Annotated in this window: 10 protein-coding genes; 7 read left to right on the forward strand and 3 right to left on the reverse strand. The window is 31.0% G+C overall.

The genetic code is table 11. From position 1 onward, the window contains the following. The first annotated feature begins 249 nt into the window (after positions 1-249). The 3 genes from PNO30_RS02635 (at position 250) to PNO30_RS02645 (ending at position 4468) form a co-directional block, all read left to right on the forward strand. The gene (locus tag PNO30_RS02635) at positions 250-2049 is read left to right on the forward strand and encodes an ABC transporter substrate-binding protein (protein ID WP_271987060.1); all 1800 of its coding nucleotides are present in this window, start codon (positions 250-252) and stop codon (positions 2047-2049) included. Positions 2050-2432: 383 nt separating this feature from the next. Continuing rightward, positions 2433-3329, forward strand: a complete 897-nt coding sequence (locus tag PNO30_RS02640) for a DMT family transporter (RefSeq protein WP_271987061.1) — start codon at positions 2433-2435, stop codon at positions 3327-3329. 74 nt (positions 3330-3403) lie between these two features. Further along, on the forward strand, positions 3404-4468 hold the full coding sequence (locus PNO30_RS02645; protein ID WP_271987062.1) for an endonuclease: 1065 nt from the start codon (positions 3404-3406) through the stop codon (positions 4466-4468). A gap of 370 nt (positions 4469-4838) precedes the next feature. Here the strand turns inward: PNO30_RS02645 and PNO30_RS02650 are convergent, their stop codons facing one another. Beyond that, the gene (locus tag PNO30_RS02650) at positions 4839-6038 is read right to left on the reverse strand and encodes a dicarboxylate/amino acid:cation symporter (RefSeq protein ID WP_271966288.1); all 1200 of its coding nucleotides are present in this window, start codon (positions 6036-6038) and stop codon (positions 4839-4841) included. A 209-nt stretch (positions 6039-6247) separates the two neighbouring features. Then, complete coding sequence (locus PNO30_RS02655) at positions 6248-7573, reverse strand: FAD-containing oxidoreductase (RefSeq protein WP_271987063.1); 1326 nt, start codon at positions 7571-7573, stop codon at positions 6248-6250. Between the two features lie 293 nt (positions 7574-7866). Between PNO30_RS02655 and PNO30_RS02660 the strand changes: the two genes are divergently transcribed. Further along, the gene (locus PNO30_RS02660) at positions 7867-8202 is read left to right on the forward strand and encodes a zinc ribbon domain-containing protein YjdM (RefSeq protein ID WP_003147532.1); all 336 of its coding nucleotides are present in this window, start codon (positions 7867-7869) and stop codon (positions 8200-8202) included. Between the two features lie 639 nt (positions 8203-8841). Further along, entirely contained in the window at positions 8842-10197 is a 1356-nt protein-coding gene (locus PNO30_RS02665; RefSeq protein ID WP_271987064.1) for an MFS transporter, read from the forward strand. Positions 10198-10279: 82 nt separating this feature from the next. On the opposite strand, the gene PNO30_RS02670 is transcribed toward PNO30_RS02665, so the two are convergent. After that, entirely contained in the window at positions 10280-11482 is a 1203-nt protein-coding gene (locus PNO30_RS02670; RefSeq protein ID WP_271987065.1) for a peptidoglycan bridge formation glycyltransferase FemA/FemB family protein, read from the reverse strand. 205 nt (positions 11483-11687) lie between these two features. Between PNO30_RS02670 and PNO30_RS02675 the strand changes: the two genes are divergently transcribed. Then, complete coding sequence (locus PNO30_RS02675; protein WP_271966284.1) at positions 11688-11960, forward strand: hypothetical protein; 273 nt, start codon at positions 11688-11690, stop codon at positions 11958-11960. A 2-nt stretch (positions 11961-11962) separates the two neighbouring features. Further along, the gene (locus PNO30_RS02680; RefSeq protein ID WP_271987066.1) at positions 11963-12418 is read left to right on the forward strand and encodes a hypothetical protein; all 456 of its coding nucleotides are present in this window, start codon (positions 11963-11965) and stop codon (positions 12416-12418) included. Positions 12419-12553: the final 135 nt, after the last annotated feature.

The raw sequence follows: 12553 nt of genomic DNA on the forward strand, positions 1-12553 counted from the left end.
AATTTCAATATTCAATCTTGGCAATGGCGTAGATAATATTGTGTGTATGTTTTAACGACATAGACACAATTTTAGCGTGCTCTAAAAAGTGTCTATGTCGGCAAGGTAGGAAATTTGTAATTATACAATGTACTTAAAATTCGATAATGCCGCATAGTAAAATAAACTATGCGGCATTTTTTCTCTTTTTAGAGTGGGTTAATAATATAAAACGTCTTAAAATTAACATTATTCAGGAGAAAATTAACTATGAAACAAAGAAAAATATTATCAGTATTCAGTTCTGTATTTGCATTATCAATTTTATTAGCAGGATGTTCTACAGGCTCAAACAGCAATAACCAAAATCAAACTAAAGCAAAAGTAGACTTCAAAGTATCTGCAGATAATGGAGGTAATACAGTTAAGGATGCTACATTTAAATATGGGATTCTAACAAATAGCCCATTTGTTGGATTATTCCATCCAGTACTGCACGCTAACAAGGCTGATGGAGTAATTACAGAAACAGTATTCGGAAAAACTTTCCCAGTAGATGATGCGTTGAAATATAAATTAGATGATAACGATGCACCTGTAAAATTACATATAGATAAGGATAAAAATGAAGCAACCTTAACGATTCACGATGGTGTGAAATGGAATAATGGTGAAGATCTTACATCAAAAGATATAATCGCTAGTTATGAACTACTAGGGAATCCAAAATACACAGAAAATGTAAGATATAACGGTTCATTTGAGCTTATCGAAGGTATGAAAGATTATCACGAAGGAAAAGCTAAGACAATCTCAGGTATTCAAGCGAAAGATGATAAAATAGTAGTTATCAAATATAGTAAGTTATCACCTTCGATGTTATGGGGAGATGGATTCATCTATGCCTTCTCTAACGCAAAACAAATCGCAAAAGTGACTGACTTTGCTAGATTTGGAGAAGCTGAATTAACAAAACGCCCATTATCATACGGCCCTTATGTAATAACAAAAGAAGTACAAGGTGAAAGTGTAGTAGCTGAAGCTAACCCATATTACTATAAAAAGGATGAGATAAAAGTGCCTAAAGTTGAATTCAAGGCAGTAGCACCAGCACAAGCGAGTCAAATACTTAAAAACGGAGAAATAGACTATCTTACTGATATCAATACAACAGTTTATGAAGGATTAAAAGATGCGAAAAATGGAGAGCTATTAGGACAACCATCTTCATTTATGTCATTTGTAGGATTTAAATTCGGTAAATACGATAAAGAGAAAAAAGAAAATGTACCTTTAGAAAATACTAAGTTTAATAATAAAAATGTAAGACAAGCCTTCTTATACGCAGTTGATCGTGATCAAATTAATGAGAAAATCTATAAAGGACTACGTTTCACACCAACAGGATCAGCTTTATACCCACCAACAGTAGGAAAACTAAGAAATGAAAAAGCGACTGTAGTTAAAAAAGATGTAGAAAAAGCTAAAAAACTTTTAGATGAAGCTGGCTATAAAGATGTAGATGGAGACGGGTTAAGAGAAGACAACAAAGGTAATAAACTTGTATTCAACTTTGCCTTTCAGGGTGGAAATAACTACGACCAAGCGTTAGCTGATACATTTATTAAATCATGGAAAGAAGTAGGTCTAGATGTTAAATTACTAGACAATAAATTAATGGGTAAAAAAGAATGGGATCAACGTGTACTAGGAGATGATCCACAAATCGATTTATTCTTAGGTGCGGGTCACCACGGATCAGACCCAAGTCGTCAAGAACTATTCGGACGTAAGTCACAATTCAACTACTTCAGATATACTAGTGACAAAATCGATGAAGCATTCAAAGAGCAAAGGTCAGATGAAATGTTTGATGATAATAAATTAAAACAAGCATACAACAAATTCGATGACCTTATCGCAGATGAATTACCATTCTTTGGATTAAGCTGGGATACAGAAATTACTTATGTCAATAAGAGGGTAAAACACTTTAATGTTGAAGACTTCACAAAAGGACGTTTAAGTATAGAAAATCTAGAATTAACAAAAGAAGCTCCTGAAAAATAATACATAAATGATTGAATATGAAACTTATTTTAAAAATAATAAATTAGATAAAAACTCATTTAAATAGATTTTTATGGCGTGTATAATTATTAAAATTAATAAATTGAGTTAGTATAATTTAGAGTGATTTAAAGATGGATATTTCTATGAAATTGAGATCTTTAGGTCACTTTTTATTTATTAATAACTAAATAATTCAAGGATATTTCCAAGGAAATAGTGGTTGTGATAAGTTGTTCCTAAAATACATAATAAAAGGGTGCTAACAGTTGAATTTTTTAAGAATAACGTATAAAATTATAAAAGTATACTGTGTTTATTACTACAATAATAAATACTTTTAGAATTTTAAATTCATAAAAATTTATAGGAAAGGTGTATTAATGAGAAAATTTATTTCAGAGTTATTATTAATAATTGTTACAATTATTTGGGGTCTGGCTTTTATTTGGCAAAATATAGCAAGTAAAGTTCTAGGACCGTTAACAGTTGTAGGTATAAGATCGATAATTGCAGTAGTCTTTCTTATTGTTGTTGCATTGCTAGTGCCGAGTTTGTATAAGAGTCAAGCTCCAAAAGTGTTAGCTGAACCTATAACAAAAAATAAAAGTTGGGCACTTGGTGGTATTTGTGGAATTGTACTATTTTTTGCGATGTATATTTCGCAAATCGGTATTGGTATGACAACTGCAGGTAAAGCTGGATTTATTACAGTATTGTATATTTGTATAGTACCATTTATAGGTGTTTTCTTAGGAAATAAACTTAATAAATTCTTTATTATAGGATTGGTTTTATCTGTAATTGGTTTTTATTTCTTATCTGTAAAAGAAGAATTTTCTTTAGAAATGGGAGATATTATAGTCTTAATTAGTGCGGTTCTATTCGGGATTCATATAATAGTTATTGATTATTCAGCAGCTAGAGTTAACTCAATGTTTTTATCTATTGTACAATTAGGAGTAGTATCAATATTAAGTTTATGTTTAGCAGCGTTTAAAGAAACAATAGTTTTTGCGGATATAATGAGCGTTATTTGGCCGTTACTTGCAATAGGTGTACTTTCAAGTGGAGTAGGTTACACTTTACAGATTGTAGGTCAAAAAGACGTTCCGCCACACACAGCGTCTCTAATATTAAGTTTAGAGTCTGTTGTAGCTGCAATAGGTGGAGTGCTTATCCTTGGTGAACATATTGGGATAAGAGAAGGAATTGGTATGCTTATTGTATTTGTAGGGATTATCGTTTCTCAATTGCCCGATAAGAAGAAAGATAAATAGTATATAATAAAAAGCATTAGGGATCGACTCGAAAATTGCGATTTTATCGAGTCCCCTTTTTTATGAGGTTAATGATGAAAAAAATATTAAAAATAGTTGTTAGTTTAGTGTTAGTAGCAGCTTTAGGTTTTGCAGGATTAGTTGGCTATTTATGGGCGACAGAATATAGTCCTAATGGAGTGGAGAGCTTGCAGGTCACTAAGCAAGGTAGTTTAGAAATAGCAAAAATAGGAACAGAATATAGTGCCCTTAACTGGAATATAGGTTATGCTGGGCTTGATAAAGATGAAGATTTCTTTATGGATGGTGGAAAGATGGTGTTACCTCTTGATAAAGTTCATGTTGAAGAAAATCTAAAAAATATTACAGAAATAGTTAAAAATGAGAAAGCGAATGTTAATTTTATTCAAGAAATTGATGAAGATTCAAAACGTAGTTATAATATAAATCAAGTTAGAGCATTTGATGAAGCTCTTGGTTTAAACAGTATTTTAGCTTATAACTTCAAGGTTAGATATATACCATATCCATTACCACCGCTAGGAAAGGTGAAAAGTGGTATATATACTGCGACTGATTTTAAAATAGAAAATGCAAGAAGATTCCAAATGGCAATTCCATTCACTTTCCCTGAAAGACTAGCTAATTTAAAACGTGGATTTTCTGTTATTTATACAAAAGTAGAAAATAGTGATAAACATTTAGTGTTAATCAATGCGCATCTTGATGCTTATGATAAGGGTAATTCTGGTAAAAAAGCTCAGATGAAGCAACTTCTTGAATTTATCGATTATGAGTATAAAAAAGGAAATTATGTATTGGTTGGGGCAGATTTTAATCAGTCATTAAAAACTTTAACGCAAGATGAGATTAATGTTGTTCCAAAAGAATTATGGCGTGCTGAGAATTTAGATAAGAGTCTATTACCGGCAGGATTTAAGTTAGTTTATGATGAAAGTAGAAATTCAGCGAGACTTAACAATAAACCTTATGTGAAAGATAGTGAAGGGACATATGGTTTCATTATCGATGGGTATATCGCGAGTGACAATATTGAAGTGCTTGGTGTAGAAACACTAAATCAAGAGTATAGATATAGTGATCATAATCCGGTAAAATTGAGATATAAACTTAAATAGAATAAAAGAAGCGGCTCCGAGATTAGGTCAAGGAGTTGCTTTTTTGTTAAATATTATTCGATAACCTACTGTTTTAATGTAGCTTTAGACGCCTCCAATTCTTTTGCATTGCAAAAGGACTTTCCGGCTAAAATCAAAGCCTGTAGTCTTTGATTTTCTAAGTAAAACTATATGTTTTACTGCAGCTACTATAAACAGTAGGTGAAAAATCTTCAAATTTATAAAGAACAGATAAATATATAGTTATTTATTTTTACTAAAGTAGATTCTATCATCATTTGTTCTTTGATTGTGATGTGACTTCTCCCCTTAAATTTTACTTTTTCGAATATAAATAATTCCCACAAACTTATGTTTGTGGGATAATTTTTTATGCTTTTTGTTTTTCGTCTTTTTTGAAGAATATTCTATTTAATCTATCAACGATTGCTGATAAAGCTCCATCTCCAGAGATGTTACATGCAGTTCCAAAGCTATCTTGAGTGATGTATAATGCGATCATTAGAGATAACATGATTTCGTTGAATCCAAGAACTGATTGTAATAATCCAAGAGCCGCCATAACTCCACCACCTGGAACTCCAGGAGCAGCTACCATTGTTACACCTAGTAATAAGATGAATTTAATCATTACTGCAGCTGATGGGAATGCAGCACCGTGTTGTAGCCAGAATACTGCAGATGCACATGTAGTTAATGTAATTGTACTTCCTGATAAGTGGATAGTAGCGAATAATGGAATTGTGAAGTTTGCGATGTTTTTATCAACACCCATTTTTTTAGTACTTCTTAGTGTTACTGGGATAGTAGCAGCTGAAGATTGAGTACCAATCGCTGTCATGTATGCTGGTAAGATGTTAACAAGCATCTTGAATGGGTTTCTAGCGTTAAGTGTTCCAGCCACGAAGTATTGAATAATAATGATTATTACGTGCATAATAATAATTAATACGAATACCATTGCGAAGATTTTTAAGATTTTGAATACTTCACCAGAAGCTGTGATGTTCATGAATACACCTAGGATGTAGAATGGAAGAAGTGGAATAATTACTGTAGCAAGTAATTTTTCGATAATTTCTCCGAAGTCTGCGAATCCTTGTTTAAGACCTTCTGATTGAGTTGCTGAAATCCCGATTCCTAAGATGAATGAGATAATAAGAGCAGTAGTAACATCAAAAATTGGAGTCATTTTAAACTCGATGAAAGGTTTTAATAATAAATCCTCTGGGTTTTTGAATGATTGTAATGTTGCGTTAGCTAAGATGTTTGGTAATACTGCTTCAGCTGTTAAGAATGCAAATGTTCCTGCAATAATTGTAGAAATATATGCAACTCCTGTTGATAATCCAAGTAATTTACCAGCATTGTTTGAAACTTGGCTGATACCTGGTACGATAAATCCAACAATAATAAGTGGAATTGTGAATCCTAAGAATGAGCTGAAAATTGATGAGAAAGTAACGAAAACTCTAATAATAGACGTTGATAGAGTACTTCCTAAAACTATCCCTAATGTTACAGCGATAATAAGTTTTGCTATTAATGGAATTCTTTTATATAAACTCATTGTTCGATCTCCTTTTTTTATTTTATTGTATTTTTTAAAAAGACATGTGTACATTATACAAGAAAACTATTGATTTGTAAAGGGATTGAGACATATTTTTTCAATTATTTGAAAATTTTATATATTTATATAGAAGAAGTTCTAATAAAATAAATAAAAAAAGCTTAAAACCTCAAATGATTATTGAGATTTTAAGCTTTCTGCAGTTATTAGATTAATTTGAATACATCATTTAAGTTCTCAGCCATTGTTGGGTGAGTGAAGATTTGATCTCTGATGTAAGTATAAGGAATTTTGTTATCAATTGCCATTTTAATTAGGTTGATAATTTCTTCTGAGTTTTTACCGAATAGTGTAGCTCCAAGAATTAAGTTAGTGTCTTTGTCTACAGTTACACGGAATAATCCACGTGGGTCTTGGTTAACAGCTCCTCTTGGCATGTTAGCTACTGGTAATGATGCTACTGCAACGTTAGGGTAAGCTGCCTCAGCTTCTTCTTTGTGTAATCCAACGTGAGATAGTGCTGGAGAGATAAATGTTGAGTAAGGTACGTTTTTACGGTCAGCAGTTGTGTATTCTTTGTTACCGTGTAAGTATCCGTTAACTACTCTGAAGTCGTCTAATGATACATAAGTGAATTGTAATCCACCGTTAACATCACCAACTGCGAATACATTTTCTACAGCTGTTTGACAGAATTCGTCAACTACGATTGTTCCGTTAGGACGTAATTCGATGTCAGTGTTTTCTAATCCTAATCCTTCAGTGTTAGCACGACGTCCAGTTGCGTGTAATACTGCTTCGAATTCTAGTGGACCGTATTTTTCTGTATCAACAACTACAAGTTCTCCGTTGTTGCGGATTTCTTTTGTTGCAGTTCCTAATTTGAACTCGATTCCTGCTTCTTCTAAGTATCCTTGAGCAAGTTCAGCGATATCTTTATCTTCTCTTCCTAGGATTCCAGGAGCGAAGTCGATTACTGTAACTTTAACTCCAAGACGAGCGTAAAGGTTAGCGAATTCTAATCCGATGTTACCTCCACCGATAATTCCTAAAGTTTTAGGAGCTTTTTCTAATTTTTGGAATTCAGTGCTATCGTAAACATTTTTAGATGTTGTTAATCCTGGAATTGGTAATACATTGTTTTTAGCTCCAGTGTTAATTACTACGATTTCACCTTCAAGTTGTTTAGTTTCTCCGTTAGCAGAAATTTCTACTACTTTGTTTGAAACGAATTTAGCGTGGGCTGTATAAACATCAACGTTTGGACTATTGTCTAACATAGCGAAGTTTTTAGCATTAAGTTTAGATACAACAGCATCTCTTGTAGCTTTAGCTTCTGCGAAGTCTTTTTTGTTGTCAGCAGCTACGATTAAAGTTTTAGTTGGAATACATCCGATGTTAATACAAGTACCACCGTACATTGCACTGCTTTCTTCAACTACTGCTACTTTTTTTCCTTCTTTAGCAAATGTTGCTGCTAAAGTTTTTCCGGCTTTACCGAATCCTACTACTAATAGATCATATTTAACCATAATTTTATTCCTCTTTTGTTTTAAATTTTATTGTTTATATTTTATATTTTTTAAATAAATATAAGATGAAAACTCTTTAGTTCATATTTTACTCCTACTTTTTAAAAATTTCAAGTACTTTGCCTACAAAAGTAGACGATTTTTCAAAAAAATTTTTTGAGATAATGAATTATGATTGAAATCGTTATAATATCAGCGTTTTGAAGAAAATAATTTTTGATATTGTTTTGATATTGCTTCTCATTATGGTATAATATCCTTTGTACAAATATGAAATTTTATGGAGGAAACAAATGACATTACCTAATTGTCCAGAATGTAAAAGTGAATATACTTATGAAGATGGAAATATGCTAGTATGTCCAATGTGTGCTCACGAGTGGTCACCAGAAGATACTAGTGGAGCAGAAGAGGAAAAAGTTTACCGCGATGCTAATGGAAATGTACTTCAAGATGGAGATACAGTTTCTGTAATTAAAGATTTAAAAGTTAAAGGTAGTTCTTCTACATTAAAACAAGGAACTCGCGTTAAAAATATCAGATTAGTTGATGGAGATCACAATATTGATTGTAAAATTGATGGTTTCGGAGCTATGAAACTAAAATCTGAATTTGTAAAAAAAATATAATACAAAAAGAGCTGACTCAATAGTAATTTCAATGAAATCATTAAAGAGTTCAGCTCTTTTAATTTTTATATGGGTATTTTTTGTAATACTTAAATTACATTTTTATACATTTGTTCTTTTTATTGTGGTGCGAGACGTCTTCAACCAACTTTTCAAAGAAAAGATTGTTTTCCGACTAAAAAGAAAGCTTGTAATCTTTCTTTTCCTCGATAAAATGCTACAGCATTTTATTTCCACCACTATAAAGAACAAATGAAAAAATATAAACTATATAATCGCTGGTTATCATCTAGAACATAACCATTAATCTATTGAAGTCTGTTAAATTCTATTTTTCAAATTTATTTCTACAGTCTTATAGTAGTTTGAATATACTAATTCAAAAGATTATTTTTATCAAAAAATAGAATTATTAATACCAAAATGCAGTGATTAATTGATAGAAAAATTTTCTTTATAAACAAATTTCTAGATATCTAGTAAATATAGAGGTGGTAACTCGACAAGATCGATTTCTACGAAATCACGATTTTTAAGTCGCTCCTTATTATGTATTCTTAATCTTTCGAAAATAGAAAAGATAGTATATAATAAATAAATGTGTTGAAAATAAATTGAAAAGAACTGAAAGGAAATACAATGACGAAAATTCAAAAACGTTTATCTATGATAGCTTTGCTTTTAGCTAATTTTATAGGCGGACTTGATACAACAATGTTGAATACAGCATTACCGCAAATTATAAAGGATTTAAATGGTATAAATCAATTAGGTCTATTAACTTCCATGTTATTATTTTTTATAGCCATGACTACTGTCCTTTGGGGTAAGCTTGGAGAAGTAATAGGTAATAAAAAAGCATTTCAATTATCAATTTTAATCTTCGCAATAGCTTCTATACTAGGAGGATTTTCTGTAAATATCTGGATGATGGTGTTTGCTAGAGGATTAATGGGTATTGGTATAGGAGGAATGATTTCTATTCCTTTTGTAATATATGCTAAGCTTTTTCCTGATGCGAAAGAAAGAGCCGTTGCTTTAGGATGGGTAACAGCCTTCTATGGTGTGGCAAGTATCTTAGGTCCTATTGCTGGAGGTTTTGTAGTTGATGTATTAGGGTGGTCTTGGATATTTTTTAGCCTTGTTCCATTTTCAGTAGTTTCTTTAGTATTAATCCAAATTTTTTATAAGGAAACTGTAATTTCACAAAAACCAAGAGTTGATTACATTGGAAGTGGACTATTAGTTATTATTTCAGGAGTTATTCTTTATTGGATTAGTAATCTTCCGAGCCTTAATATATTTATGAATAGTTTACTAGCAATGTTTGTTATTGTTAGTGGTTATATGCTATGGAAGTGGGAAATAAAGGAAACAGAACCGATTCTGCCAATAAGTTTATTAAAGAATATGTCTTACATTACGAAAAATCTAATTATGGTACTTGTTTATGCTTTTGCTATTGGATATAGTATTTACGCTCCAATGTGGGCGCAGGTTGTTTTAGGAACTAGTGCAACCATGGCTGGCGGAACACAGATCTTTAGTTCTATCGCAGTTATGTTAGCAACGAGATTTTCTGCTAAATTTATAAGTAAATGGTCGTTTGAAAAACTTATAAATATAGGTTTTATAGCAATAGCTATTTCAGTATTTATGATGGCCTTTGCTCCAATAGGTGTTTCTTATTACTATATTTCGATTAGTGGTGCTTTCCTTGGACTTGGTCATGGTTTGATTTTTCCATCAACACAAGTAGCATTCCAAGAAGTTGTACCTAAAGAACAACTTAATATAGCGACTACTTTTAGCTTATTATTAAGAACATTAGGCCAAACTCTTATGGCATCAATCTATGGTTTAGTATATGCTAGTCAAGTTAATGGCATTAACAGTATAGAACGCTCATATCAAGGATTACATATAATCTTTATTATTGCAGCTGTTTCAGTTATATTTGGATGGATAATGAACAAAATTACTTGGAAATTATAATAACAATTTTCTTTTTATATACATTAAAATAGTAGATTAAAACAAATAGTCTGTAAACCATAGTGATTTACAGACTTGTTTTTTATCTTTTGATTAGTTTTAATATTTTTCTTCTTAATGGTAAACCGTAGTTGTACATTAGATTGAATGTGTGAGAGATTACTAAATCGAACTCTCCATAATATTCAACAATATTAGGAGCGAAATTAGATTTGAATGCTAGAAGGCTGTCGCTTAAATCTCCTTCGATACCTCCCATAGAAGCGGTAGTGCATCCTAGTTCTTTCATTTTTAACATGCTGTCAACATATGTTTTATATTGTGCTGGAATTTTAGAAAATTTATCGTTCATTCCTGCATATAGCATCTCAGCATTTTTCCCATAGGCGATAGAAATAACTCCACAAAGTATTTCTTCTTGTGTGCTATTGAAACTTTCGAAGAATTCAATAAGTTTTTTTGTAGAATTAAATTGATCTTCCAAAGTTTTTCTTTTTTTATGCATATTTTCGCCAAGTTTAAGTATTTCTTGCTCTAGAGTTTCTTTTTTCTCTCTAGTCTTAGCTAATGCATTAGCAATATCAAGATACGCTATATAAACAAGTGCACGCTCTTTGTACAATTCCATAAGCTTTTTAAAATAATCTCTGTTTCGTAAAGAAATATTCTTTCTATTCTCTGTACATTCTAGAACAAACATTAAGTCATCTAACTTATCTATTTCAACTTGTCTAACTTCTACAAAACGCTTATCTACATCTTTTAATAAACGTTTAGTGTGCTTAGGAAGTTTCTCAGGGAAATCTTCTAACATCGTTACAGCGTTAAAACGTGGTTGAATAGTATCGCTCATTTTCATAGTTAAACCACGATGAGAGAATTTGTTTGATTTAAAGGCATTTAATATATTTTTATCTACTAGATTCTCTGATTCTTTATTAAATGCTTCTAGTCTTTCATTATTTAAGGGTTTAGGTATATCTATTTTTACAAGTTTAGCTTTATTCTTTCTAGCGTATTTAGCTAGATTCTCTAAGAAATAGTTAAGTAATTCTATGTTGTTATAATCTAATAGAGGACCTCTAGGTAGGTACCACATACCTTTTCTTATAAGAATTTGTGCAGTCGCTAATAGATTGTCATTATCATCCACAACGCCAATACGTTTGAAATCCCAATTATCTTTTATTTGAGTCCATTCAGGAGATTGAAAAATGGTACAGTAGTCATTTTGTAAGATAAAATCTGTATATTGATTAATATCTATATTATCAATGAATTTCATTTTTATATCCTTTCTTTGTCATATACGTTCTATATATGTTTTATACTACTACTAGATTATACAATATAACCGTAGAAAAAGAAACAAATAAATAAAGCAGTATGTAAAAGAGAAAAATGTGGTTAAAGTAATAATATAGCTATTTACAACCGTATACAAAACTTATATAATTAATGTATAAAATAATTTAAAGGAAGTAATTGCGATGAACATGAATACATTGTACATCATGCTTGGATTTATATTTGTCTATGCTATGATCGCTAACGCAAGAGATAAGATAAAAAAGCGTGATGAAAAGAGTAAAGAAGCATTTGAAAGATTGCAAAGCCCAGCGTATAAAAAGGAATTAGAAAAAGTTATAAACTTTAGCCAAGATGATGCGTTTAATATTGCGGCATTAAGAAAAGCATACTTTTTAAATGGGAAAGATGCAAAAAAACTAATAGAAATTGTAAAAAGAAGTAAAGGAATTTAATTATGAAGATAGTATTAATTATTATTTTAGCAATAGCAATTTTTATGTTCTTCTCAACTAGAAACGGTAAGTCAAAAGAAGAATGGGCAGAAAAACAAAAAGTTAGTAAAGAAAAATTTAATGAACTTGTAAAAGATAGTAATAGAGAAGAAGTACTTTCAGTAGTCGATGCTACTAAAGGAGATATTCACAATGTTAAAATGATAAGAGATAGATATACAGATTTGGTATTGTATGATGCAAAAGCGTTATGGGAAGCTGTAAAAGAAGAAGCTTTGAACAGACGTGCATTACAAGTTAAAGAGTTAATTGCTAGTGATTATACTGATATAAAATCAGTTGTTAATCCAGATGTTGGTGATATTGCAAATATTAAAATTATTAGAGAGCGCTATGATTTAGATATAGTACAAGCAAAAGAATTATGGGAAAGCATCAGAGATGAGGTTAAACAATAATATTCAAAGATGTGAATAAAATTCAACCCCAAGAGTTAGAAGGTAATAGCCCCCAAAATTTGGACAAATTTTGGAGGGCTATTTATTATGAAATTAACAGATGAAAATAGGATAGAGATATATAGACTTAAGAAA

Source organism: Gemella haemolysans (genome assembly GCF_028308085.1).
Classification (GTDB): Bacteria; Bacillota; Bacilli; order Staphylococcales; family Gemellaceae; genus Gemella; species Gemella haemolysans_D.